This window comes from Variovorax paradoxus, assembly GCF_009755665.1.
In the GTDB taxonomy this organism is placed as follows: Bacteria; Pseudomonadota; Gammaproteobacteria; order Burkholderiales; family Burkholderiaceae_C; genus Variovorax; species Variovorax paradoxus_G.
Map to the genome: position 1 here is coordinate 1,763,116 of NZ_CP046622.1, position 24,202 is coordinate 1,787,317.

Below are 24,202 nucleotides of genomic sequence, written 5' to 3' on the forward strand. Positions count from 1 at the left end.
AGGGAAAGGGGCGTTGACGGCCTCGCGTGCCGCAAGGCCCCTGGTGACCATTGTTCCGAACCATGTTCGGAACGTTGCTCAGAGTTCCTCGACGCGGCGCGGTGGATAGCTGTCCCAGGCCTGGCAGCCGGGGCAGTGCCAGAAGTACTGGTGCGCCTCGAAGCCGCATGCGGCGCAGCGGTAGCGCATGAGCGGACGGGTGGCCTGGTCGAGCGCGCGTTGCACTTGCGGGTGGAACTGCTCATGCTCGAAGCGCTCGCCGGCCAGCCAGCGCGATGCAGCGACCAGTGAAGGCTGTTGGGCGAGATGCGCGATGTAGCCGTCGCGCGGCGCGAGCGGCTGGCCATCGGCCGCCGGAACAGCCGCGGTCGGCGAACCGCCGAGCGCCATCAGCGCCTCGAGAACGTCGATCGACGGCGAATCGGCATAGCGCCGTTGCAGCAGTGCGAGCGCCTCGCCTTCGCGGTGCGCGGCAACGGCGGCTTGCTGCAGCGCCGGCGCATACAGCGGCAGCGCGAGCGGGGCGGTATCGCTCAATGCAACGAGGGTGTCGAAGGCTGCGGTTGCCTCGCCGTTGCGCAACTGCAGCGTGGCCGAATCGATCGCCGGGCGCGGTGCTTGGGGCGCCAGTGCCACGGCTTCGGAGAGCAGCCGGCCGGCCGCTGCCATGTCGCCGGCTGCGACCTGTTCGGCGGCCTGCTCGCAGAGATGGTGCGCCCGGCGCGTGCTGTAGCTCGCCTGGTCCGACTCATCGAGTTTCTTCGCCACGTCGGCGGCCTGGGTCCATTCGCGAGAACGTTCGTAGATGGCCAGAAGCGCGAGACGTGCTTCGTTCTCGTAGCGCGTGCCTTCGAGTTTTTGCAGCGCCGCCTCGGCACGGTCGAGCAGGCCGGCGCGCAGGAAGTCTTGCGCGAGTGCGTGCTGCGCGCGCTCCCGGTCGGCACGGCTCAGGTCACCGCGGCCTAGCAGGTGCTCATGCACGCGCACGGCGCGCTGGTATTCGCCGCGCCGGCGGAACAGGTTGCCGAGCGCGAAGTGCAGCTCTTGCGTGTCGGGGTCGTTCTGCACGGCCTCGATGAAGGCGTCGATGGCCTGGTCCTGCTGCTCGTTCAGCAGGAAGTTGAGGCCGCGGAAATAGGCCTTGGGGGCTTGCCTGTTCTCCAGCTTGAGTTGCCGGATGTCGAAGCGCGATGCGAGCCAGCCCAGCACAAAGGCGACGGGCAGGCTGATCAGCAGCCAGCTGGGATCAAAGTCCATGTTGACGTACGGCGGGAAGGTCGGTGGCGGAGATGGAGGGGGCCGGCGCAGGCGCGGTGGCGACCGCCGACCCGGTCGTTGCCGGGGTTTGTTGCGGCGCGGAAGGCTGCTGGGCCGCCGCGGCGGCGCGGTGCTTCCACCATCCGGGCAGCATGCCGAGCGCACCCACCACGAGTCCGCCGGCGAAGGCTGCGAGCACGACAAGCACCAGCGGCGCGCGCCAATGGGTGCCGAAGAAGAAATAGACGGTCGCGTCGTGCTGATTGTTCAGCGCGAAGGCGAAAAGCGTAAAAAAAATGGCTGCCTTGAGCAGCCACAGGAGGTATTTCATAGCCATTCCCGTTGCCGGGAGCATTCTACGTTTGCATCATGCATGCGGGATCAGGCCTTGGTGCTCCTGGCTTCCTTGCTGCCGCCGAGTTCGGCGGTCTTTGCGTCGACCGCTTCGCGCAGCGCCTTGCCCGGCTTGAAATGCGGCACCCGCTTTTCGGGAATCTGAACGCTCTCGCCCGAACGCGGGTTGCGGCCGATGCGCGGCGGACGCCGGCTGACCGAAAAGCTGCCGAAACCGCGGATCTCGATGCGGTGCCCGCGCACCAGCGCGTCGCTCATCGCGTCGAGGATGGTCTTGACGGCGTATTCGGCATCGCGGTGCGTCAGCTGCGCAAAGCGCGCTGCGAGTTCTTCGACGAGGTCAGAGCGGGTCATAGGCCAAACAAAAACGTGGACGAAAAAAAAGACAGAGCGGCCCCAGGGCCTGCTCTGTCTTCTGGCTCAGCTTACTTGCTGTCGTTGTTGTCGAGCTTGGCGCGCAGCAGGGCGCCCAGGCTCGTCGTGCCCGCGTTTTCGCGTGCCGACTGCTGGCTCAGGTTGGCCATGGCGCCTTGTTCGTCGACCATGTCCTTCTGCTTGATCGACAGCTGGATGTTGCGGGTCTTGCGATCCACGTTCAGCACGATGGCAGTGACTTCGTCGCCTTCCTTCAGCACGTTGCGGGCATCTTCGACGCGGTCGCGCGAGATTTCCGAAGCACGCAGGTAGCCGAGGATGTCTTCGCCGAGGTCGATTTCAGCGCCGCGGGCGTCAACGGTCTTGACCTTGCCGGTCACGATCTGGCCCTTGTCGTTCACCGTGGTGAACGTGGTGAACGGATCGCTGTCGAGCTGCTTGATGCCCAGGCTGATGCGCTCGCGGTCGACGTCGACTGCCAGCACGATGGCTTCGACTTCCTGGCCCTTCTTGTAGTTGCGAACGGCGGTTTCGCCGGCTTCGTTCCACGAGAGGTCCGAGAGGTGAACCAGGCCGTCGATGCCGGCAGCCAGACCCACGAACACGCCGAAGTCGGTGATCGACTTGATCGGGCCCTTGACGCGGTCGCCACGCTTGGTGTTTTGCGCGAACTCTTGCCACGGGTTGGCCTTGCACTGCTTCATGCCCAGGCTGATGCGGCGCTTGTCTTCGTCGATTTCGAGGACCATGACTTCGACTTCGTCGCCCAGCGAGACGATCTTGTTCGGAGCGATGTTCTTGTTGGTCCAGTCCATTTCGGAAACGTGCACCAGGCCTTCGATGCCGGGTTCGAGTTCGACGAACGCGCCGTAGTCGGCAATGTTCGTGACCTTGCCGAACAGGCGGGTCGATTGCGGGTAGCGGCGCGAAACGCCCATCCACGGATCGTCGCCCATTTGCTTGAGACCCAGCGAGACACGGTTCTTCTCGGTGTCGAACTTGAGGATCTTGGCGGTGATTTCCTGGCCGGCCTGAACGACTTCGCTCGGGTGGCGGACACGGCGCCATGCCATGTCGGTGATGTGCAGCAGGCCGTCGATGCCGCCGAGGTCGACGAACGCACCGTATTCGGTGATGTTCTTGACGACACCGCGCACGACTGCGCCTTCCTTCAGGGTTTCCATCAGCTTGGCGCGTTCTTCGCCCATGCTGGCTTCGACCACGGCACGGCGCGACAGCACGACGTTGTTGCGCTTGCGGTCGAGCTTGATGACCTTGAATTCCATGGTCTTGTTTTCGTACGGCGTCAGATCCTTGATCGGACGCGTATCGATCAGCGAGCCCGGCAGGAATGCGCGGATGCCGTTGACGAGCACCGTGAGGCCGCCCTTGACCTTGCCGCTGGTGGTGCCGGTGACGAAGTCGCCGGATTCCAGGGCCTTCTCGAGCGCGAGCCACGAGGCCAGACGCTTGGCGGTGTCGCGCGAGAGGATGGTGTCGCCGTAGCCGTTTTCAACGCTGCCGATGGCAACGGAAACGAAATCGCCGGCCTGGACTTCGAGTTCGCCCTTGTCGTTCTTGAACTCCTCGATCGGCACGTACGCTTCGGACTTGAGGCCAGCGTTGACGACGACGTGGTTGTGTTCGACACGCACGACTTCGGCCGTGATGACCTCGCCGGTGCGCATTTCGGAACGCTTCAGGGATTCTTCGAATAGGTCGGCAAAAGATTCAGACATTTATGGTTCCTTCCGTCAGGCAGGGTTGGCAGGCGCTCATGCGAAATTGCGTGCGGCTGCTGTGGGTCTGGAGACGGCGGTTTTGTGGGCTTTTTGGATATAAACCCGGGTTGGTTGAACAACCAGCCGGCCGGTGCGCTGTCGCGCGAGAAGAGCCTGCTGGAGCGGTATGCGCCACCCGGAACACCCGGCTGGCGCGAGCCTTCAAGCGGACTTGAAAGGCTGTACTTGCTGCCACCAGTTCAACACCGTATCGATCGACTGCTCGATGGACAGCTGGGAGTTGTCGAGGTGGCGCGCGTCCTGCGCCGGCTTGAGAGGTGCAACGCTGCGGGACGAGTCCCGGGCGTCGCGCGCTTCCAAGTCGGAGCGAAGACTGTCAAGTGTAGTCGAAATACCCTTTGAAATCAACTGCTTATGTCGACGCTCGGCCCGCTGGGCGGCACTGGCCGTCAGGAACACCTTGAGCCTTGCGTCGGGGAAGATCACGGTGCCCATGTCGCGCCCGTCGGCCACCAGGCCAGGAAGCTGCCGAAACTGCTGCTGCAGGGCCAAAAGTGCCTCGCGCACCGCGGGAAGCGTGGAAACGCGCGAGGCGTCCATGCCCGCGGCTTCGGTGCGGATTTCATCGCTCACGTCTTCGCCGGCCAGCAAGACCTTGCCTTCGGCAAAGTGCAGGGGCAGGGTGCGCGCCATGGCGGCAATCTGCGCTTCGTGCTGCGAATCGGCGCTGAGCCCGGCGCGCCGCATGGCCAAGCCGGTGACGCGGTAGAGCGAACCGGAATCCAGGTAGTGGTAGCCCAGCAGGCGCGCCACCTCGGCGGCGAGCGTGCCCTTGCCCGAGGCGGTGGGGCCGTCGATGCAGATCACGGGGATGTCCGTGGCCTCGGCAACCGAGAACAGGGTTTCGAAATAGTCCGGAAAGGTCTTGGCGACACAATGCGGCTCCAGAATGCGCACCGGCACCTGGGCCGGGTTGAACGCCGCGAGCGAGAAGCACATCGCCACGCGATGGTCGTCGTAGGTGTGGATGGCGGGAGCCTGCCAATCGGCCGGCGCGAGCGGATGCACCCGGATGAAATCGGGGCCGGATTCAACGGTGGCGCCGAGCTTTCTCAGCTCGTTGGCCATGGCGTCGATGCGATCGGTTTCCTTGACCCGCCAGCTCGCAATGTTGCGCAAGGTGCTGGGGCCGTCGGCATAGAGCGCCATCACGGCCAGCGTCATCGCGGCATCGGGAATGTGGTTGGCGTCCAGGTCGATGGCCTTGAGCGGCCAGGCGCCGCGGCGCACTTCGAGCCAGTTGGGCCCGCTGTCGACCCGCGCGCCCATTTGCCGGGCTGCGTCGATGAAGCGGATGTCGCCCTGGATCGAATCGGCGCCGACGCCTTCGATCCGGATGCCGTTGTGGCTGGAATTGCCGGCGGCAATGGCCCCGAGCGCTATGAAATAGCTGGCGGAGGACGCGTCGGCCTCGACGTGGATGTCGCCCGGCGAGCTATAGCTGCTGCCGGTCGGAATGGTGAAGCGCTCCCAGCCGTCGCGCCGCACCATGATGCCGAAGCGTGCGAGCAGGTTCAGCGTGATCTCGATGTACGGCTTGGAGATGAGCTCGCCGACCACCTCGATGACGATGTCTTTTCGGGCGGCGAGCGGCAGCGCCAACAGCAGCGCCGTCAAGAACTGGCTCGACACATCGCCGCGTACGCGGATGGGCGCATCGAGCACCAGCGCGCCGTGATCGACCGGGCTGATCCGCAGCGGCGGATAGCCGGGATTTCCGAGGTAGTCGATGCGGCAGCCGAGCTGGGTCAGCGCATCGACCAGATCGCCGATCGGCCGCTCATGCATTCGCGGTACGCCGCTCAACTCGAAATCACCGCCGAGCAGCGACAGGGCCGCAGTCAGCGGGCGCATCGCAGTGCCGGCGTTGCCAAGGAAAAGCGGAAGCAGCTGGCCTTTGGACTTCAGTTGCCCGCCGATGCCGGTCACGCGCAGCGTGCTGCCCGCGGCGTCGATGCCGCAGCCAAGCGCGCGCAGCGCATCGAGCATCACGCGGGTGTCGTCGGAATCGAGCAGGTCGTGAATGGTCGTGGTGCCGCTCGCGAGCGCGGCCAGCAGCAGCACGCGGTTCGAAATGCTCTTGGAGCCCGGCAACTGCACGGTGCCCGCGGCCGACGCCAGCGGGGGAATGTCGAGGAATGCCGTCGAGAACATGTCAGGAGTCCTGGGACGCGTCGGTGTTGGGCTGCCAGGCGGCGCGCGCCTTTCTGGCGGCGGCAATCGACTGTTCCAGCGCCTGGGTGTCGGCCGCGCCCATCAGCGCCTCCAGGTCCAGCAGTGCCTTGCGAAAGGCCTGCGATTGCAGCAGCACCTGCTCGCGATTGGCGAGCAGCACGTCGCGCCACATCACCGGATCGCTGGCGGCAATGCGCGAAAAATCGCGAAAACCGGGTCCGGCAAGGCTCAGGAAGCGATCGCCCTGCGGCTGCGCGATGAGCGCGTTGACATAGGCAAAGGCCAGCAGGTGCGGCAGATGGCTCACGGCCGCGAAGGCGCTGTCGTGCTCCTCATGGGTCATGGTGACCACATTGGCGCCGATGCCGCTCCAGAGCTGCGAAGCCCGCTGCACGTTGGAACGCAGCGTCGCCTTGACGGGCGTCAGCACGACCTTGCGGCCGGCGTAAAGCGAAGCCTCGGCGTGTTCGATGCCCGACACCTCCTTGCCGGCGATCGGGTGGGCCGGAACGAAGTTGGCGAATTGGCTCTGCAGGCCGTTGCGCGCGGCTTCGATCACATCGCCCTTGGTCGAGCCGACGTCCATGACCAGCGTATCGCTCGACATGCCGTGGCGGATGGCCCTGAAGGTGGCTTCCGATGCCGCCACCGGCACCGCGAGCAGCACCAGGTCTGCGCCCGAGACCGCGAGCAGCGCCGAGGGCGCCACCACGTCGATCACGCCGAGCTGGCGGGCCCGCTCGGTAGTGGAGGGCGACTTGCTGTAGCCGACGACCCGTTTCACAAGCTTTGCGCGCTTGAGCGCAAGCGCAAAGGAGCCGCCCATGAGGCCGCAGCCGATCAATCCCAATTGCTCGAACATGGTGCGCGTCCGGCTCAGGCTTTGACGGGGTAGGCGCCAAGCACCTTGTAGAAGGCGCAGAGGCCGCGCAGTTCGGCCAGTGCCGCGGCCACGTTGGGCTGCGAAGGGTGCCCGTCGAGGTCGATGTAGAAGTAGTACTCCCACTGGCCGGTGCGCGCGGGACGCGACTCGAAACGGGTCATCGACACGTTGTTGAGCTTCAGCGGCACCAGCAGGTCGTGCACGGCGCCGGGGCGATTGGGTACGGAGACGATCAGGCTCGTGCAATCGCGCCCCGATGCCGGCGGCATGGCCAGCGTCTGCGGCAGGCAGATCACGGAGAAGCGGGTGCGGTTGTACGAGTCGTCCTGGATGGCGTGCGCAACGATGTGCAGGCCGAAGCGGGTGGCGGCGCGTTCGCCGGCCAACGCAGCCCAGGCCGGGTTGGTGGCCGCGAGCCGCGCGCCTTCGGCGTTGCTCGAGACGGCGCGCCGCTCGGCGTTGGGCAGGTGCTTGGAAAGCCAGGTCTGGCACTGCGCGAGCGCTTGCGGATGGGCGAGCACCGCTTCCACGCCGTCGAGCGTGTTGCTGCTGCGCAGGAGATGGTGCCGCACCAGCAGGCTGACCTCGCCGACCACATGGGTGGGCGAATGCAGGAACAGGTCGAGCGAACGCGTGACGACGCCTTCGGTCGAGTTTTCGACGCCCACCACGCCGTATTGGGCGCTGCCGGCCGCCGTGGCGTGAAACACCTCGTCGAAGCTGGCGCAGTAGATGAGGTCGGCGGCGCCGCCGAAGTACTCGATGGCGGCCTGCTCGCAGAAAGTGCCCTCGGGGCCGAGCACGGCAACGCGCTGGGGCGACTCGAGCGCCAGGCAGGCCGACATGATCTCGCGCCAGATGGCCGCCACATGCAGGTCCTTGAGCGGGCCTGCATTGCTCTTCTGCATCTTCTCGATGACTTGCGCCACGCGATCGGGACGGAAAAACGGCGTGCCTTCGCGCTTCTTGACCTCGCCGACCAGCTCTGCCACGTGGGCCCGCTCATTGAGCAGGCTGAGCAGTTGCTGGTCGAGCGAATCGATCTGCACGCGCAGACCGGCAAGGCTTTCGGAGTTGTCGGGAGAAGAGGGCGGTGTTGGAGCGGAGGCGGTCATCGGTGCGAGCAGCTGGGCATGCGCCTAGGCATGCGATCGCTCGAATTCTCGCATGTAGCTCACAAGTGCCTGTACGCCTTCCAGCGGCATGGCGTTGTAGATGCTCGCACGCATGCCACCGACCGACTTGTGGCCCTTGAGCTGCAGCAGGCCGGCTTCCCGGGCGCCGGCCAGGAAGGCGTCGTTGCGGCTTTCGTCGGCCAGGAAGAAAGGCACGTTCATGCGCGAGCGGCAGCCCGGGTCGATCTTGTTCACATAGAACGAAGAGGCGTCGATGAACCCGTACAGCAGGTTCGCCTTGGCGATGTTGCGCTGTTCGATGGCGGCCACGCCGGTGAGCGCGCCTTCGGTCTGCTGCAGCAACCACTGGAAAGTGAGCCCGGCCATGTAGATGCCCCACGTCGGCGGGGTGTTGTACATGGACTTGTTGTCGGCCACGATCTTGTAGTTGAACGCACTCGGGCAGATTTCGAGCGCATGGCCCAGCAGGTCGTCGCGCACGATCACGAGCGTGAGGCCGGCCGGCCCGAGGTTCTTTTGCGCGCCGCCGAATGCAAGGCCGACACGGCTCCAGTCGACGCTGCGCGAGGCCACGTGCGACGAAAAGTCGATGACCAGCGGCGCGTTGCTGCCAAGGGCCGCAAGATCGGGCAGCTGCTGGAACTCGATGCCGTTGATCGTCTCGTTGGTGCACAGGTGCACGTACGAGGCGTCTTGGCTCAGCTGCCAGGTCGAGGGATCTGGCAGCCTGGTGTGATGGTCGCCTGCGTTGCTTGCGGCGACGTGCGCAGTGCAATAGCGCTGCGCTTCTTTCTGGGACTTGATGCTCCAGCTGCCGGTGATCACGAAGTCGGCGGTTTTGCCGCGCGACAGGTTCATCGGCACGATGGCGTTTTCGCCCAGCCCGCCACCCTGCATGAACAGGATGTGGAAGTTCTCGGGCACAGCCAGCAGCGTGCGGATGTCGGCTTCGGCCTGGGTGCAGATCGCGCCGAACTCCTTGCCGCGATGGCTCATCTCCATCACGCTCATACCGCTGCCCTGCCAATTGAGCATTTCGGAGGCGGCGCGTTGCAGCACCGCCTCCGGCATGGCGGCCGGACCTGCGGAAAAATTGAACGGACGCGTGCCGACTGGCTTGGGCTGCTGCTGCTCTGTCACGTCACTTCTTGGCGGGAGCCTTGGCCGGGGCCTTGGCGGGAGCTGCGCCTTGTTGGCCGCCGGTGGGCGCACCCAGTGCCTTGGCCACGTTTTCGTCCAGCGCGCGCATCTTCGGTTCGATGGTGGCGCGCGTTTCGGTCACGAGCTTTTCGGTCAACGCGGTCTGCATCTTGGGATTGAGGTCCTGATACTTCTTGCTGAGCGGCGAGTTGATCCAGGCCAGCAGCTGCTTGAGTTCGTCTTCGGTGAAGTTCTGCTCGAGCAGAGGGGTCAGCGCAACGGGCGCCAGTTGCACGGCCTTGTCGCGCACGATCGGGTAGGCGTCGTCGAAGTACTTCTTGAGTTCGGCGTCGGCTGCCTTGGCAGCCGACTCGCGCTTGGCTTCGGGCACCTGCGTTTGCAGGTACTGCGAGCCGGCCTGGGCAATCGGGGAGCTCGATTGCTCGACCAGGCCGCGTGCCAGCGACTCGATGCCGGGGCGCTGCACGTCGATGAACTGCTTGATAAGCGCGGCTTTGTCCTGGGCCATGGCGGCCATCGAGCTGCCGGCCAGGGCGACGGTCAGAAGTGCGAGCTTGAATTTTTTCACTGAGGGTTCTCCGTTGAAGATGTGGAAGTATCGTCTGCGCCAGGCTCGATCTCGCCATTGGCGTCGTTTTCGACGATACGCTGTAGCCCGCTTAGTTTGGCGCCTTCGTCGAGCCCGATCAGCGTGACGCCTTGCGTTGCGCGACCTAGTTCACGAATCTCGGCAACCCGGGTGCGCACAAGCACGCCCTTGTCGGTGATGAGCATGATCTCATCGTCCGCATGCACGAGTGTGGCGGCAACGACCTTGCCGTTGCGCTCACTCTGTTGAATCGCAATCATGCCTTTGGTTCCACGGCCATGACGCGTGTACTCGGTAATGCTTGTGCGCTTTCCGTAACCATTTTCGGTGGCGGTGAGCACGCTTTGTTGTTCGTCCTCGGCCACCAGCATGGCGATCACGCCTTGCCCCGGGTCGAGCGACATGCCGCGCACGCCGCGCGCGTTGCGGCCCAGCGGACGCACGTCTTCTTCGTCGAAGCGCACAGCCTTGCCGCCGTCGCTGAACAGCATCACGTCGTGCTTGCCGTCCGTAAGCGCCGCGCCGATGAGGTAGTCGCCTTCATCGAGGTTCACGGCAATGATGCCGCCCTTGCGGGGGTTGTTGAATTCGTCGAGGGTGGTCTTCTTGACTGTGCCCATCGAGGTGGCCATGAACACGTACTGGTCGGCCGGGAAGTTGCGCTTTTCGCCGGTGAGCGCGAGCGCCACGTTGATCTTTTCGCCTTCCTGCAGCGGGAACATGTTGACGATGGGCCGGCCGCGCGAGCCGCGCGAACCCGCCGGCACTTCCCACACCTTAAGCCAGTACAGCCGGCCGCGGTTGGAGAAGCACAGGATGTAGTCGTGCGTGTTGGCAATGAAGAGCTGGTCGATCCAGTCGTCTTCCTTCGTCACGGTGGCCTGCTTGCCGCGGCCGCCGCGCTTTTGCGCGCGGTACTCGTTCAGCGGCTGGCTCTTGATGTAGCCGCTGTGCGAAAGCGTGACCACCATGTCGGTGGGCGTGATCAGGTCTTCGGTCGAGAGATCGTAGGCGCTGTGCTCGACCAGGCTGCGGCGCGCGCCGAGCTTGGACTGGCCGAACTCCTGCTTAATGGTGCCGAGCTCTTCGCCAATGATGACCGAGACGCGTTCGGGCTTGGCCAGGATGTCGAGCAGGTCGTCGATCTCGGCCATGACCTCCTTGTATTCGGCAACGATCTTGTCCTGTTCGAGGCCGGTGAGGCGTTGCAGGCGCATCTGCAGAATTTCTTGCGCCTGGGTTTCGGACAGGCGATAGAGGCCGTCGGAGCCCATGCCGAATTCGCGTTCCAGGCCCTCGGGGCGGTAGTCGTCGGCATTGACCACGCCGCCGTCGGCGCGCGAACGCGTGAGCATCTCGCGCACCAGCTTGCTGTCCCAGCTGCGGGTCATCAGCTCGGTCTTGGCCACCGGCGGAGTGGGTGACTCCCGGATGATGCGGATGAATTCGTCGATGTTGGCCAACGCCACCGCCAAGCCTTCGAGCACGTGGCCGCGCTCGCGGGCCTTGCGCAGCGTGAACACGGTGCGGCGTGTAACTACTTCGCGGCGGTGCTGCAGGAAGACCTCGATCAGGTCCTTCAGGTTGCACAGCTTGGGCTGGCCGTCGACCAGCGCCACCATGTTGATGCCGAAGGTGTCCTGCAGCTGCGTCTGCTTGTACAGGTTGTTGAGCACCACCTCGGGCACTTCGCCGCGCTTGAGTTCGATCACCAGGCGCATGCCCGACTTGTCGGACTCGTCCTGGATATGGCTGATGCCTTCGATCTTCTTCTCGTGCACCAGCTCGGCCATGCGCTCCTGCAGCGTCTTCTTGTTGACCTGGTAGGGGAGCTCGTCGACGATGATCGCCTGGCGCTGGCCGCGGTCGATGTCCTCGAAGTGGCACTTGGCGCGCATGACCACCTTGCCGCGGCCGGTGCGGTAGCCGTCTCTCACGCCGTTGATGCCGTAGATGATGCCGGCCGTCGGGAAGTCGGGTGCCGGCACGATTTCCATCAGCTCGTCGATGGTGGCCTGCGGATTGCGCAGCATGTGCAGGCAGGCGTCCACCACCTCATTGAGATTGTGAGGCGGAATATTGGTGGCCATGCCCACCGCAATACCGCCAGAGCCATTCACCAGCAAATTAGGCAGTTTGCTCGGCAGGACCTTGGGTTCTTTTTCGGAGCCGTCGTAATTGTCTTGAAAATCGACCGTTTCCTTGTCGATATCGGCCAGCATTTCGTGCGCAATTTTTGCGAGCCGGATTTCCGTATACCGCATTGCGGCCGCGTTGTCTCCGTCGACCGAGCCGAAGTTACCTTGTCCATCCACCAGCATATGGCGCATGGAAAAGTCCTGCGCCAGCCGCACGATGGTGTCGTAGACCGACTGGTCGCCGTGCGGGTGGTACTTACCGATCACGTCGCCCACGATGCGGGCGGACTTCTTATATGCACGGTTCCAGTCGTTGTTGAGTTCGTGCATGGCGTAAAGCACGCGCCGGTGCACGGGCTTGAGGCCGTCGCGGGCATCGGGAAGCGCTCGGCCCACGATCACGCTCATGGCGTAATCGAGATAGCTGCTGCGCATTTCCTCTTCAAGACTGATGGGCAGGGTTTCTTTGGCGAAGGAGGTCATGAGCGAGAGGCTGGCGGCAGAAGGCGGAATTTTACGCTGTGAGGGGTGTCGTACCGCCGCAACACAAGGCCGCTATTCCGCCTCCGTCCTACGCTTCAGGGGGGCGCTGCGGGCTGTTTGCCAAAGACCCTATGGCACAATCGCCTCAACGTTTTGGGTGGTGGTCACTTAAAGCGTCCTTGATTCGCAGCGCGGCTGCGGCTTTTTCCCCAAGAGGAGAACCATGAAGAAACTGAATAAAGTGGCGATGATGTTTGCAGTCGCTGCGCTCGCCACTGCCGCCGGCGCGCAGACCCGTGTCACCGCTGCGAATGGCGGTCCTACGATCGACAACTGGCAAAACGGCACCGGCGAACTGGTTTGGAAGAACGGCACGAACGAACTGTGCTGGCGTGATGCCAACTGGACGCCGGCTACCGCCGCCGCCGGTTGCGACGGTGCTCTGGTTCCGGCAGCTCCCGCTGCAGTGGCTCCCACCCCGGGCGCACCGGCTCCTACGCCTGCTCCTCAAGTCGCTGCTTCGAAGGTTACCTTCGCTGCTGACGCATTCTTCGACTTCGACAAGTCGGTTCTCAAGCCTGAAGGTCGCGCAAAGCTGACCGACCTGGTCTCGAAGATCCGTGACGTCAACCTGGAAGTGATCATTGCCGTGGGTCACACCGACTCGATCGGTTCTGACTCGTACAACCAGCGTCTGTCGGTGCGCCGTGCCGAAGCTGTCAAGGCCTTCCTGGTCTCGCGCGGCATCGAACGCAACCGCGTCTACACCGAAGGCAAGGGCGAGAAGCAGCCTGTTGCGGACAACCGCACCAAGGAAGGCCGCGCCAAGAACCGCCGCGTGGAAATCGAAGTGGTCGGCACCCGCGCCACCCGCTGATTCGATTGAATCGCTAAAAGAAAACCCCGCCTCGGCGGGGTTTTTTTATGCCTGTCGAATTCCGCTGGGCGGCTCTCGAGCATCTTTCCGGTACTCGCCGGTGCAATCTCCGTTTCATAATCAGGGCATGACAGATAACGTGAATGCCGATCCGGCGGAACTCGCCAAGTTTTCGGAACTTGCTCATCGCTGGTGGGATTTGGACAGCGAATTCCGCCCGCTCCACGAAATCAATCCGCTTCGCCTTGAATGGATTGACGGCATTGCGCCGATTTCGCAGCGCAAGGTGCTCGATATTGGCTGCGGCGGAGGAATCCTTGCCGATTCGATGGCCCGAAAGGGCGCGGACGTGCTGGGCATCGACTTGGCAAGCAAGGCGCTCAAGGTTGCCAAGCTGCATGCGATCGAGGCCGGAACCAAGGGCGTCAAATACCGCGAAGTCAGTGCCGAGGCCTTGGCCGCGGAGCAACCGGGCAGTTTCGACGTCGTGACCTGCATGGAAATGCTTGAGCACGTGCCGGAGCCGGCTTCGATCGTTCAGGCTTGCGCCACCTTGGTCAAGCCTGGCGGTTGGGTGTTCTTTTCCACCATCAATCGCAATCTGAAGTCCTTCATGCTGGCGATCGTTGGCGCTGAATACGTCCTGGGCATGTTGCCGCGCGGCACGCACGAGTATGCAAAGCTGATCCGGCCCAGCGAACTCGCCGCCCATTGCCGCGCTGCCGGTCTCGACTTGCGGCATACGCGGGGCATGGAGCACAACCCGTTGACGCGGCGCTACTGGCTCAGTGGCGACACCAGCGTCAACTATATGTTCGCAACGCAAAAACCGGCTTCCGCAACAGGATATCCAGCGTGACGGGCGCAGCGGTGCAAGCCGTGCTGTTCGACCTGGACGGCACGCTGATCGACAGCGCGCCCGACCTCGGCGCCGCGGCCGACAAGATGCGTACAGACCGCGGTCTCGAGTCGTACCCGCTGGAGCGCTACCGCTACATGGCGGGCGCCGGCGCGCGGGGCATGCTCGGCGTCGCCTTCGGCATCACACCCGACGCACCGGAATTTCCCGAGCTGAGGGAAGAATTCTTCGTCGCCTATGAAAACCGCATGCTGCTCAACACGCACGTGTTCGACGGCGTCCAGGCGCTCATCGACGCCATTCGCGCTCGCGGACTGGCCTGGGGCGTGGTCACCAACAAGTCGGCACGGTTTACCGATCCGCTGACCCGCGCCCTTCCTCTTTTTGGCAGCGCCGGCGCCATCGTGAGCGGCGACACGACGCCGTTCTCCAAGCCGCACCCCGAGCCCTTGCATGAAGCGGCACGCCGGCTTGGAATTCCGTCGAGTACCTGCATCTATGTGGGGGACGACGAGCGCGACATCATCGCGGGCCGCGCCGCAGGCATGAAAACAGTGGCGGCAACCTACGGTTACATGGGGCCGCAGGCCGACGCCACCCTCTGGGAGGCGGACGCCGCAATTTCTTCGCCCCTTGAGCTCTTGCAGTTTCTCAACCCGGCCTAAAATACCATTCTTGGGGCTGCACTGGTTTCGACGTGGGTTCGGAGTCGCAGCGGGGCATGTCGAGCTGAATGCGCTCGTAAAACAGATTCAAACAAACTAACTGCAAACGACGAACGTTTCGCACTCGCTGCTTAATTGCCAGTGAGCCTTGCAACAGTTGGCCGATGGGCTGGGCAAGGGGGTCTGGAGCAATCCTGACCTCCCGGCTGCAAGGATAATTACATGGGCTGGCTCCGATCCGGGTACCTTGGGTCGGGGCGAGAAAATAGGGTACTGGCGTCCGGTTTAGCGTGTGACTGCGCGACTCCGGAAGCGAGACTTAAATCAGATCACTAAACATGTAGAACTGCGCGATGAAGGCTTGCGGACGGGGGTTCAAATCCCCCCAGCTCCACCATTCATCACAAAAAGCCAACCTTCGACAGGTTGGCTTTTTTTTGTCCGGACGCAAGGCTATAGTCAGCGGGCGCTGTCGCGCCGCCATCGCTGCCCGCTCCTCGCAAAGGCATCGCTGCCCGTCTCGACCCACAAAAGGACGCCGTGCCCGATTCACTGACTTCGACTCTCACCAGCTACTACGACGAGGTGCCCTACGAGTCGCATCCGTTCCCGCAAACCGCTGTCGAGCACCTGGAGGCCCTTGCCTTCCTGTTCGGTCTCGAGACGCCGCCGCCGGCCACGGCGCGAGTGCTCGAACTCGGTTGTGCGGCCGGCGGCAACCTGATTCCGTTCGCGGCACGGCATCCTGAGGCAAGCGCCCTGGGCCTCGATTTGTCGAAGGTGCAGGTGGAGCAGGGCGTCGCGGCCATTTCGCGCGCCGGATTGCCGAACGTGGAGTTGCGTGCGTTCAATCTTGCGGAGGTCGATGCCTCGTTCGGCCAGTTCGACTACATCATCTGCCACGGTGTCTACAGCTGGGTACCGGGGCCAGTGCAGGAGGCGATCCTGCGCGTGTGCTCCGAGAACCTTGCGCCCGATGGCGTGGCTTATGTCAGCTACAACGTGTACCCGGGCTGGAAGGCGAGGGAGATCGTGCGCGACGCGATGATCCTGCGCGGTGCTCCGCGCGACACGCCCGATGAAAAGCTGTCCTATGCGCGCGGCATGCTCGAATTTCTCGAGCAGTCGGCCCGCCCGGACAGCGTTCTGAAGAAAACGCTCGAGGAGACCATGCCCATCGTGCGCGGCTCCAGCGGCTATTACCTGCTGCATGAGTTTCTCGAGCCCTGCAACGCGCCGTGCTACTTCAAGGAGTTTGTGGCGCGCGCCGAGGCGAATGGCCTTAGCTACCTGGCAGACGCGGAACCCTCCACGATGTTCGTCCAGAACTATGGCGAGAAGGTCCGCGAGCCGCTGCTGCGCGAATGCGGCGGCAGCCAGATTCTCATGGAGCAGTATCTCGACTTCCTGGTCAACCGCACCTTTCGCCAGACCTTGCTGGTGAAGCAGGGCCGCGCCGCCGATATCCGCTACCGGCTCGACCCGGCCCGGATTCGAAGCCTTGAGTTCGCCGGCGTGTTCGGCGCCGAGGACGGCACCGCATTGACGCTCGACGCGCGCGAGCAATCTTGCAATGCGCTGCGCAACCTGAAAGTCACGCTGCGCCTGCCGGTGCACAAAGCGGCGGCGCAAGTGCTCAACGCGAGCTATCCGGCCAGCCTGCCCCTCGAGGCGCTGGTCGCTTCGGTTCTCGCCGCCACGGGCGAGCCGCGCGCTTCGGTCGAGCCTATCGTGATGTCGATGCTCGAGGAATTGCTGATCCTCGGCGCCGTTCGAATCCGGCGCACGCCGGTACGGGCTGCAACCCAGGTGTCCGCGCTGCCTCTGGCGTTGGCTTCCGTGCGCAGCGCGCCGGGCCTGGCGCTGTCCGCCGGAAACTCGGCCACGGTGTGCAACCAATGGCATGAGTCCATGGGCCTCTCCGCGCTGGAGCGCTGCCTTTTGCCGCTGCTCGATGGCGCGCATTCGCAAGACATGCTGGCGGACTATCTCGCGGCCGAGGTGCGCGCCGATCGCCTGCGCTTCGTCCAGAACGACAAGCCGCTGACCGATAGCTCCGCGCTGAAGGAATTCGCGCTCAAACAAGTGGAGCTCGGCCTGAGCGACCTGCGGCGCAAGGCGCTGCTCGTTGCCTGATGGCCTTGGCGCTTGCCGTTTTTCACCACTGAATTCAAGAAGGGATGTTCTCCATGCAGCAATTCCACTGGACCCCGACATTGCGCGCCGCCGTCGCGGCCGCGCTCGTGCTCACGGGCGCAGGCGCTTCGCACGCCGCGTCGCAGGCGCCCGTTGCGGCCGAGCACGGCATGGTCGTGAGCGCGCAGCATCTGGCCACCAAGGTTGGCGTTGACGTTCTCAAGCGCGGCGGCAACGCCGTCGATGCGGCGGTGGCCGTGGGCTATGCGCTGGCCGTGGTGTATCCGGCCGCCGGCAACCTGGGCGGCGGCGGCTTCATGACGGTGCAGCTGGCCGACGGACGCAAGACTTTTCTCGACTTCCGCGAGAAAGCGCCCCTGGCCGCGACGCCCAACATGTACCTCGACAAGGACGGCAACGTCATCAAGGGCCTGAGCACCAACGGCCACCTCGCCGTGAGCGTGCCCGGCACCGTCTCGGGCATGGAATACGCGCGCGAGAAGTACGGCACCATGAAGCGCGCCGACCTGATTGCGCCCTCGATCCAGTTGGCCGAGAAGGGCTTTGCGCTGGAGCAGGGCGACATCGACATGCTGCGCACCTCCACCAACGACTTCCAGAAAGACCCGGTCTCCGGCGCCATCTTCCTGAACAAGGGCCAGCCGTTCCAGGTCGGCCAGAAGCTGGTGCAGAAAGACCTCGCCAAGACGCTGAAGGAAATCAGCGCCAAGGGCACGGACGGCTTCTACAAGGGCTGGGTCGGCGAGGCGATCGTGGCATCGAGCCAGGCCGGCAAGGGCATCATCACGCAGGCCGACCTCGACCAGTACAAGACGCGCGAACTCGCGCCGGTCGAATGCGACTACCGCGGCTATCGCGTGGTGTCGGCGCCGCCGCCGAGTTCGGGCGGCGTGATCATCTGCGAAATGCTCAACATCCTCGAGGGCTATCCGCTCAAGGACCTGGGCTTCCGCTCGGCCGAGGCCGTGCACTACCAGATCGAGGCCATGCGCCACGCGTATGTCGATCGCAACAGCTACCTGGGCGACCCGGACTTCGTGAAAAACCCGCTCGACCGCCTGCTCGACAAGGGCTACGCCGAGAAGATCCGCGCAGCCATCGATCCCAAGAAGGCTGGCGTCTCCAAGGACATCAAGCCCGGCGTTGCGCCGCACGAAGGCAGCAATACCACGCACTATTCCATCACCGACCAGCAGGGCAATGCGGTGTCGGTCACCTACACGCTGAACGACTGGTTCGGCGCCAAGGTCACCGCAGACAAGACCGGCGTGCTGCTGAACAACGAGATGGACGACTTCACCGCCAAGATCGGCGTGCCCAACATGTACGGCCTGGTGCAAGGCGAGGCCAACGCCATCGCCCCGGGCAAGCGTCCGCTGAGTTCGATGAGCCCGACCATCGTCTCGAAGGACGGCAAGCCGGTATTCGTGGTCGGCACGCCCGGCGGCAGCCGCATCATCACGGCGGTGCTGCACACCATCCTCAATGTGGTCGACTACGGCATGAACGTGCAGGAAGCCGTCGATGCGCCGCGCTTCCACCAGCAATGGCTGCCTGACGTGACCAACGTCGAGACCTTTGCCATCAGCCCCGACACCCGCAAGATCCTGACCGACATGGGCCACAACCTGGGCGTGCCGCAGCCGGCCAACCACATGGCGGCGATCATCGTGGGCGCGCCGTCGCTGGGCGGCAAGCCGGTGGGCGCCAACCGTTTCTACGGCGCCAACGACCCCCGCCGCAACACCGGCCTCGCCGCCGGCTACTGATCCTCCAAACTAAAAGCGGTCGTGCCATGCCGGCGCGGCCGCTTTTTCATTTCCATGCACCTGCAAGACATTCTTTATTCCCAAGGCTTCGGCACGCGGCGCGTGTGCGCAGGGCTGATCCAGCAAGGCCACGTGACCATCGGCGGCAAAACCGCCGACGACCCCTTTGACGATCTCGATCCCGAAGGCCTGCTTTTCACCGTGCAGGGCACCGAGTGGGCGTACCACGAGAAGGCCTACCTGATGCTGCACAAGCCGGCCGGGACCGAGTGCTCGCAAAAGCCTTCCACCTACCCGAGCATCTACACGCTGCTGCCGTCGCCGCTGCGTCTTCGGCCGAACAAGGGCGCGGTGCAGGGCGTGCAGGCCATCGGCCGGCTCGACCAGGACACGACCGGGCTGCTGTTGCTGACGGACGACGGCCAGTTCATCCACAAGATGGGCTCGCCCAAGCACCATGTTCCCAAGGTCTATGAAGTGACGGCCAAGCACCCGATAGACGCGGCGCAGATCGAAAAACTGCTGGCCGGCGTGGTGCTCGACGACGACCCGAAGCCGGTGCGCGCCGCCGCCTGCGAATCGGACAGCCCGCTGCACCTGCGGCTGACGCTCACCGAAGGCAAATACCACCAGGTCAAGCGCATGCTGGCGGCCGTGGGCAACCGGGTCGAAGGGCTGCACCGCTCGCGCATCGGGCAACTGGCGCTGCCCGACGACCTGGCACCGGGCCAATGGCGATGGCTCACGGCCGAACAGGTCGCGGCATTGCGTGCAAAAACAACGGTATAGGCCTTGCAAGCACTGCCGGTCAGCCGCCGGTCGGGTCGGGCCGTTGATAATCGAAAGCACTCTTTCGGAACTTCCCCTTGCGATTCCTTGCCCGACCGAATGGCCGCCTCGCGGCTTGCCTGTTTTCTTGCCTGACGGTCTGGGTGGCACAAGCCGCCGCCGCTGCGCCCGCGGAGCCTCCGCCCATCTTCGTGCTCAATTCGCTCGACGCCAGCGTCAGCGTGATCAATCCGGTCGACTGGACTGAAAAGCAGCGCATCGCCACCGGCAAGGAGCCGCACCACATCTACATGACGCCGGACGAAAAGTCGGTCATTGTGGCCAATTCGGCGGGCGATTCGCTGACTTTTCTCAACCCGAGAACGGCCGAAGTGCAACGCGTGGTCTACGGCATCATCGATCCGTACCAGCTGCAGTTCTCGCGCGACATGAAGTGGTTTGTCACGGCGGCCAACCGGCTCAATCACGTCGACGTCTACCGCTGGGACGGCAAGGACCTGAAGCTCGTCAAGCGCATTGCCACCGGCAAGACGCCCAGCCATATCTGGATCGACAACACCAGCACCGTCGCCTACGTGACCATGCAGGACAGCGACGAGCTCATCGCCGTCGATCTGCCGACGCAAAACATCCGCTGGCGCATGGCAACCGGCGCCATGCCGGCCGACATCTACGGCGTGCACAACGACAAGACCCTGCTCGTCGGCCTCACCGGTAGCGACGGCGTGCAGGTGTTCGACGTGGCGGGCCCCGAGCCCAAGCTGGTCGGCAAGATCCTGACCGGCAAGGGGGCTCACGCCTTTCGTTCGGCCGGAGACGGCAAGAGCGTCTTCGTGAGCAACCGCGTGGCCAACACCATCAGCCGCATCGACCTGGCAACGCTGAAGGTCAGCGCCACCTACGCTGTTCCGGGCGGCCCCGACTGCATGGATGTGTCCGCCGACGGCAAGACGCTGTACGTAACCTCGCGCTGGGCCAAGAAGCTCAGCGTGATCGACCTGGACAGCCAGAAGGTCGTGCGCCAGGTCAATGTCGGCCGTTCGCCGCATGGCGTCTGGACCCTGGCCCATGCGAAAAGAATCTGAAGGGGTGCCGTCGGCAAGCCGGCAACGCCGGTTCCGCGGTATTCCTGGCGTTGTCTTCGCAGTTGCTTGCGCCGCCATGCCCGCGGCCTGGGCGCAGGGCGCCTCGTGCGAAAAGCCGGTCTACCTGACCTTCGACACCGGCCATATGGGCGTTGCGCCGCTGGTGGCCGACGTGCTCAAGCGCCAGAACGTGCGCGTCACCTTCTTTGCCGCCGCCGAGCGCACGCAGACCGACGGCGACAGCCTCGACAGCCACTGGGCGCCATGGTGGAAGGCGAGGGCGGCCGAAGGCCATGAATTCGCCTCGCACACCTACGATCATGCGTACTGGCGCGGCGACCTCAAGGGCGTGGCGCCGAGCTTCCGCATCAAGCCCTCCGCGGGCGCGCTCGCGGGCCGTGAGTTCACCTGGAGCGCGGCCGAGTACTGCGCCAACATCGGCAAGGCGTCCGATCGGCTGGCCGCCATCACCGGCAAGAAACCGCTGCCGCTGTACCGTGCCCCGGGCGGCAAGACCTCGCCCCGGCTGCTCGCGGCAGCCAAGGCCTGCGGCTACGAACATGTGGGATGGTCGCCGGCCGGTTTCCTGGGCGACGAGTTGCCGAGCGAGAAGTTCAGCAACGAAAAGCTCCTGGCGCAGGCGCTGGAAACCATCCGCCCCGGAGACATCCTGCTGGCCCATCTGGGCATCTGGTCGCGCAAGGACCCGTGGGCGCCGGCCAATCTCGAGCCCCTGATCGTCGGCCTCAAGGCCAAGGGCTTCTGCTTCGAAACGCTGCGGCAGCATCCGCAGTACCGCGCCTGGATCGCGTCCCACCCCTGAGGCCTTGTCGTGATCGATTGGTTGACGGATACCTTTTCCGCGCTGCAAGGCTGGTTCTTCGAAACGCTGATCCAGCCGCTGGTGTTCGCGGTCGGCCTCGGCGGCTGGACCGAAGACGCCTTCGACGCCACCGGCTGGCTGCTGGTCGGGTTCATCCAGGTCGCGGTGCTGCTCATGCTCATCGGGCCGCTGCAGCGCTGGCGCGCCGTCGAGCCGGTGACCGACCGCCGCGCCATCCGCATCGACGTGCTCTACACGCTGATTCATCGCCTGGGCCTTTTCCGGCTGGCCATGTTCTTCACGCTCGAGCCGTTCTTCGACGAAGCCATCGGGAGCCTGCGCATCGCGGGCTGGGGCACCTTTCACCTCGACGAAGCCTGGCCCGGCGTCACCGACGTGCCGTGGGTCGCCTTTGCAATCTACCTGGTGGTGCTCGACTTCGTGGGCTACTGGATTCATCGCGGCCAGCACCAGCTCAACTGGTGGTGGGGCCTGCATTCGCTGCACCATTCGCAGCGCCAGATGACCATGTGGAGCGACGACCGCAACCATCTGCTCGACGACATCGTGCATGACACCCTCATCGTCATCGTGGCGCAGCTCATCGGCGTGGCACCCGGCCAGTTCATTGCGTTCGTCGCCTTCACACAGCTCAGCGAAAGCCTGCAGCACGCCAACCTGAAGCTCGGGTTCGGCGCCATCGGCGAGCGGCTGTGGATCAGCCCCCGCTTTCACCGGCTGCACCACAGCATCGGGCTGGGCCACGAGTCGCGCGGGGCCCACACCCTCGGCGGCCACAACTTCGGCGTGCTGCTGCCCTGGTGGGACATGCTTTTTCGCACCGCCAACTTCGAGCAGCGCTACGACCCGACCGGCATTCGCGACCAGGTGGAGCCCGGCGCCGACGGCCAACTGCGCGACTACGGCAGCGGCTTCTGGGCCCAGCAGTGGCTCGGGCTGAAGCGGATGGTCGGCCGCGGCTGACCGCTCGGCCCACGCCCAGGCGTTATCCTTCGCACCCAATGCGTCTGCTTCTCGACTCTTTCTGGCGTGCGGTTGCCTATTGCATGCTGCCGCGCGTGATCGTGCTCTCTTTGCTGCCGCTCGCCCTGATGGTGCTGCTGGCCGCGGGCTTCGGCTACTTCTACTGGGACGCGACGGTCGCATGGACGCGCGAGGCACTCGAGGCCTGGCCCCTGCTCGCGAGCTTCTGGGGCTGGATCGGGCGGCTCTTTTCGGGCGACGTCACGGCCGTGCTGGCGCCCCTTGTGGTGGTGTTTGCCGCCACGCCGCTGATCGTCGTGGTCTCGCTGGTCATCGTGGCCGGTTTCATGGCGCCGCCGCTGACCGCGCTGGTGGCGCACCGCCGCTTTCCCATGCTCGAGCGCAAGAAGGGCGCATCATTTTTCGGCAGCGTCGCGCGGTCGCTCGGCCTCACCGTGCTGGCGCTGATGGCGCTCGTGGTCTCGATGCCGCTCTGGCTCATTCCGCCGCTGGTGCTCATCTTGCCGCCGCTGATCTGGGGCTGGCTCACCTACCGCGTGATGAGCTTCGACGCGTTGGCCGAGCATGCCAGCGCCGAGGAGCGGGCCACGCTCCTGCGCGCGCACCGCCTGCCACTGCTGTGCATCGGTGTGCTGTGCGGTTACCTGGGTGCCGCGCCCAGCATCGTCTGGGCATCGGGCCTGCTGTTTGCCGCCGCCTTCTTCGTGCTGGTGCCGCTGGCGATCTGGATCTACACGCTGGTGTTCGCCTTCTCTTCGCTCTGGTTCGGCCATTACTGCCTCGATGCCCTGGCGCAATTGCGGGCGCAACGCGCGGCAGCCGCGGCTTCGTCTGGTGGCGCCCCGGCCATCGAAGCCGACCAGGCCGTTCTTTCTCAATGGAAATCCCCATGACCCGCGCATTCGGCCTGATCGTCGTCGGAGACGAAATTCTTTCGGGCAAGCGTGCCGACAAGCACATGCCCAAGGTCATCGAGCTGCTCGCCGCGCGCGGGCTGCAGCTTGGCTGGGCCGAATACGTCGGCGACGAGCCCACCCGCATCACGGCCGCGCTCGGCCGGGCCTTTGCCTCGGGCGACATCGTTTTTTCGACCGGCGGCATCGGCGCCACACCGGACGACCACACCCGCCAATGCGCCGCGCAGGCGCTGCGGGTGCCGCTCGAACTGCATCCCGAGGCCGAACTGCTGATTCGCGAACGCATGCAGGACACCGCACGCGAGCAGGGCATTGCCTACGAGCCCGACCGGCCCGACAACATTCACCGCCTCAACATGGGCGTGTTCCCCAAGGGCGCGACGATCATCCGCAACCCGTACAACAAGATCCCGGGCTTCAGCGTCGATCACGTCCATTTCGTGCCGGGCTTTCCCGTCATGGCTTGGCCGATGATCGAATCGGTGCTCGACACCCGCTATGCCGGCATGTTCACCAGCGGCCAGTCGGCAGAAAAGTCGGTCATCGTTTTTGGTGCGATGGAAGCCACCCTCACGCCGCTGATGCAAGCCATCGAGGCCACGCATGCCGGCGTCAAGGTGTTCAGCCTGCCGAGCGTCGACCACCCCGAATATGGCCGGCACATCGAACTCGGCGTCAAAGGCAACCCGGTGCTGCTCGATGCCGCCTATTCCCAGCTGATCGAAGGGTTGCACGCCTTTGATGCCAAGCTTGGCCCAGAATTGGTGCGTTGAAATTGAACGCACCAAATTGGTGATTATTCGCCTTCTTTTGGGGTTTGTACCCGTCGCCGGAGCCTCTTCGCAAGGGGCGACAATGGCACAGAAACTGCATCCCCCGTCCCTGTATTCCTAACCACCATCC

The 24,202-nt window shown here is 64.5% G+C and carries 21 protein-coding genes and 1 other RNA gene; 12 read left to right on the top strand and 10 right to left on the bottom strand.

Annotated features, from left to right (window positions below; genetic code table 11):
* Positions 1-78: 78 nt before the first annotated feature.
* From lapB to gyrA, 10 genes are all read right to left on the bottom strand, one after another.
* Positions 79-1,257: a lipopolysaccharide assembly protein LapB gene (gene lapB, locus GOQ09_RS08220; RefSeq protein WP_157612995.1), complete on the bottom strand. Its 1,179-nt coding sequence runs from the start codon at positions 1,255-1,257 to the stop codon at positions 79-81.
* Entirely contained in the window at positions 1,247-1,588 is a 342-nt protein-coding gene (locus GOQ09_RS08225) for a LapA family protein (RefSeq protein WP_157612996.1), read from the bottom strand. The genes lapB and GOQ09_RS08225 overlap by 11 nt, the downstream gene beginning before the upstream one ends.
* Before the next feature lie 50 nt (positions 1,589-1,638).
* A complete protein-coding gene (locus tag GOQ09_RS08230; RefSeq protein WP_157612997.1) occupies positions 1,639-1,965 on the bottom strand; it encodes an integration host factor subunit beta in 327 nt (108 codons plus the stop codon).
* A gap of 71 nt (positions 1,966-2,036) precedes the next feature.
* Entirely contained in the window at positions 2,037-3,725 is a 1,689-nt protein-coding gene (rpsA, locus tag GOQ09_RS08235; RefSeq protein WP_126747498.1) for a 30S ribosomal protein S1, read from the bottom strand.
* 204 nt (positions 3,726-3,929) lie between these two features.
* Positions 3,930-5,942 (bottom strand): bifunctional 3-phosphoshikimate 1-carboxyvinyltransferase/cytidylate kinase, encoded by a 2,013-nt coding sequence (locus GOQ09_RS08240; protein ID WP_157612998.1) that lies wholly within the window; start codon positions 5,940-5,942, stop codon positions 3,930-3,932.
* A 1-nt stretch (position 5,943) separates the two neighbouring features.
* Positions 5,944-6,825: a prephenate dehydrogenase gene (locus GOQ09_RS08245; protein WP_157612999.1), complete on the bottom strand. Its 882-nt coding sequence runs from the start codon at positions 6,823-6,825 to the stop codon at positions 5,944-5,946.
* 14 nt (positions 6,826-6,839) lie between these two features.
* Complete coding sequence (gene pheA / locus GOQ09_RS08250; RefSeq protein WP_157613000.1) at positions 6,840-7,961, bottom strand: prephenate dehydratase; 1,122 nt, start codon at positions 7,959-7,961, stop codon at positions 6,840-6,842.
* A gap of 24 nt (positions 7,962-7,985) precedes the next feature.
* Entirely contained in the window at positions 7,986-9,053 is a 1,068-nt protein-coding gene (gene serC, locus GOQ09_RS08255; RefSeq protein ID WP_242631111.1) for a 3-phosphoserine/phosphohydroxythreonine transaminase, read from the bottom strand.
* A gap of 70 nt (positions 9,054-9,123) precedes the next feature.
* Positions 9,124-9,711 carry a DUF2059 domain-containing protein gene (locus GOQ09_RS08260; protein WP_126747493.1) on the bottom strand — a complete coding sequence of 196 codons (588 nt, stop codon included), beginning with the start codon at positions 9,709-9,711 and terminating at the stop codon, positions 9,124-9,126.
* The gene (gene gyrA / locus GOQ09_RS08265) at positions 9,708-12,353 is read right to left on the bottom strand and encodes a DNA gyrase subunit A (RefSeq protein ID WP_157613002.1); all 2,646 of its coding nucleotides are present in this window, start codon (positions 12,351-12,353) and stop codon (positions 9,708-9,710) included. Before gyrA ends, GOQ09_RS08260 begins: the two co-directional genes overlap by 4 nt.
* 223 nt (positions 12,354-12,576) lie before the next feature.
* On the opposite strand from gyrA, the gene ompA reads away from it, so the two are divergent.
* From ompA to GOQ09_RS08325, 12 genes are all read left to right on the top strand, one after another.
* Positions 12,577-13,230, top strand: a complete 654-nt coding sequence (gene ompA, locus GOQ09_RS08270; protein ID WP_126747491.1) for an outer membrane protein OmpA — start codon at positions 12,577-12,579, stop codon at positions 13,228-13,230.
* 127 nt (positions 13,231-13,357) lie between these two features.
* On the top strand, positions 13,358-14,089 hold the full coding sequence (gene ubiG / locus GOQ09_RS08275; protein WP_157613003.1) for a bifunctional 2-polyprenyl-6-hydroxyphenol methylase/3-demethylubiquinol 3-O-methyltransferase UbiG: 732 nt from the start codon (positions 13,358-13,360) through the stop codon (positions 14,087-14,089).
* Entirely contained in the window at positions 14,086-14,754 is a 669-nt protein-coding gene (locus GOQ09_RS08280; protein WP_157613004.1) for an HAD-IA family hydrolase, read from the top strand. The genes ubiG and GOQ09_RS08280 overlap by 4 nt, the downstream gene beginning before the upstream one ends.
* Positions 14,755-14,766: 12 nt before the next feature.
* Positions 14,767-15,151: a transfer-messenger RNA gene (ssrA, locus tag GOQ09_RS08285) on the top strand.
* 143 nt (positions 15,152-15,294) lie between these two features.
* The gene (locus tag GOQ09_RS08290; RefSeq protein WP_207309935.1) at positions 15,295-16,890 is read left to right on the top strand and encodes a class I SAM-dependent methyltransferase; all 1,596 of its coding nucleotides are present in this window, start codon (positions 15,295-15,297) and stop codon (positions 16,888-16,890) included.
* A gap of 53 nt (positions 16,891-16,943) precedes the next feature.
* Complete coding sequence (gene ggt, locus GOQ09_RS08295; protein WP_157613005.1) at positions 16,944-18,680, top strand: gamma-glutamyltransferase; 1,737 nt, start codon at positions 16,944-16,946, stop codon at positions 18,678-18,680.
* 54 nt (positions 18,681-18,734) lie between these two features.
* Positions 18,735-19,469 (top strand): pseudouridine synthase, encoded by a 735-nt coding sequence (locus GOQ09_RS08300; protein ID WP_157613006.1) that lies wholly within the window; start codon positions 18,735-18,737, stop codon positions 19,467-19,469.
* A 77-nt stretch (positions 19,470-19,546) separates the two neighbouring features.
* Positions 19,547-20,554 carry a YncE family protein gene (locus GOQ09_RS08305; RefSeq protein ID WP_157613007.1) on the top strand — a complete coding sequence of 336 codons (1,008 nt, stop codon included), beginning with the start codon at positions 19,547-19,549 and terminating at the stop codon, positions 20,552-20,554.
* 76 nt (positions 20,555-20,630) lie between these two features.
* Complete coding sequence (locus tag GOQ09_RS08310) at positions 20,631-21,377, top strand: polysaccharide deacetylase family protein (RefSeq protein WP_242631029.1); 747 nt, start codon at positions 20,631-20,633, stop codon at positions 21,375-21,377.
* A 9-nt stretch (positions 21,378-21,386) separates the two neighbouring features.
* Positions 21,387-22,361, top strand: coding sequence for a sterol desaturase family protein (locus GOQ09_RS08315; RefSeq protein ID WP_157613008.1), 975 nt, complete (start codon positions 21,387-21,389; stop codon positions 22,359-22,361).
* A 38-nt stretch (positions 22,362-22,399) separates the two neighbouring features.
* On the top strand, positions 22,400-23,275 hold the full coding sequence (locus GOQ09_RS08320; RefSeq protein WP_157613009.1) for an EI24 domain-containing protein: 876 nt from the start codon (positions 22,400-22,402) through the stop codon (positions 23,273-23,275).
* Positions 23,272-24,072: a competence/damage-inducible protein A gene (locus GOQ09_RS08325; RefSeq protein ID WP_207309936.1), complete on the top strand. Its 801-nt coding sequence runs from the start codon at positions 23,272-23,274 to the stop codon at positions 24,070-24,072. The genes GOQ09_RS08320 and GOQ09_RS08325 overlap by 4 nt, the downstream gene beginning before the upstream one ends.
* Positions 24,073-24,202: the final 130 nt, after the last annotated feature.

Excerpts from the sequence above, each read along its gene's own strand:
- lapB (WP_157612995.1), bottom strand. The coding sequence starts at position 1,257 with ATGGACTTTGATCCCAGCTGGCTGCTGATCAGCCTGCCCGTCGCCTTT.
- GOQ09_RS08225 (WP_157612996.1), bottom strand. The coding sequence starts at position 1,588 with ATGAAATACCTCCTGTGGCTGCTCAAGGCAGCCATTTTTTTTACGCTT.
- GOQ09_RS08230 (WP_157612997.1), bottom strand. The coding sequence starts at position 1,965 with ATGACCCGCTCTGACCTCGTCGAAGAACTCGCAGCGCGCTTTGCGCAG.
- rpsA (WP_126747498.1), bottom strand. The coding sequence starts at position 3,725 with ATGTCTGAATCTTTTGCCGACCTATTCGAAGAATCCCTGAAGCGTTCC.
- GOQ09_RS08240 (WP_157612998.1), bottom strand. The coding sequence starts at position 5,942 with ATGTTCTCGACGGCATTCCTCGACATTCCCCCGCTGGCGTCGGCCGCG.
- GOQ09_RS08245 (WP_157612999.1), bottom strand. The coding sequence starts at position 6,825 with ATGTTCGAGCAATTGGGATTGATCGGCTGCGGCCTCATGGGCGGCTCC.
- pheA (WP_157613000.1), bottom strand. The coding sequence starts at position 7,961 with ATGACCGCCTCCGCTCCAACACCGCCCTCTTCTCCCGACAACTCCGAA.
- serC (WP_242631111.1), bottom strand. The coding sequence starts at position 9,053 with ATGCCGGAGGCGGTGCTGCAACGCGCCGCCTCCGAAATGCTCAATTGG.
- gyrA (WP_157613002.1), bottom strand. The coding sequence starts at position 12,353 with ATGACCTCCTTCGCCAAAGAAACCCTGCCCATCAGTCTTGAAGAGGAA.
- ompA (WP_126747491.1), top strand. The coding sequence starts at position 12,577 with ATGAAGAAACTGAATAAAGTGGCGATGATGTTTGCAGTCGCTGCGCTC.
- ubiG (WP_157613003.1), top strand. The coding sequence starts at position 13,358 with ATGACAGATAACGTGAATGCCGATCCGGCGGAACTCGCCAAGTTTTCG.
- ggt (WP_157613005.1), top strand. The coding sequence starts at position 16,944 with ATGCAGCAATTCCACTGGACCCCGACATTGCGCGCCGCCGTCGCGGCC.
- GOQ09_RS08300 (WP_157613006.1), top strand. The coding sequence starts at position 18,735 with ATGCACCTGCAAGACATTCTTTATTCCCAAGGCTTCGGCACGCGGCGC.
- GOQ09_RS08310 (WP_242631029.1), top strand. The coding sequence starts at position 20,631 with ATGCCCGCGGCCTGGGCGCAGGGCGCCTCGTGCGAAAAGCCGGTCTAC.
- GOQ09_RS08320 (WP_157613009.1), top strand. The coding sequence starts at position 22,400 with ATGCGTCTGCTTCTCGACTCTTTCTGGCGTGCGGTTGCCTATTGCATG.
- GOQ09_RS08325 (WP_207309936.1), top strand. The coding sequence starts at position 23,272 with ATGACCCGCGCATTCGGCCTGATCGTCGTCGGAGACGAAATTCTTTCG.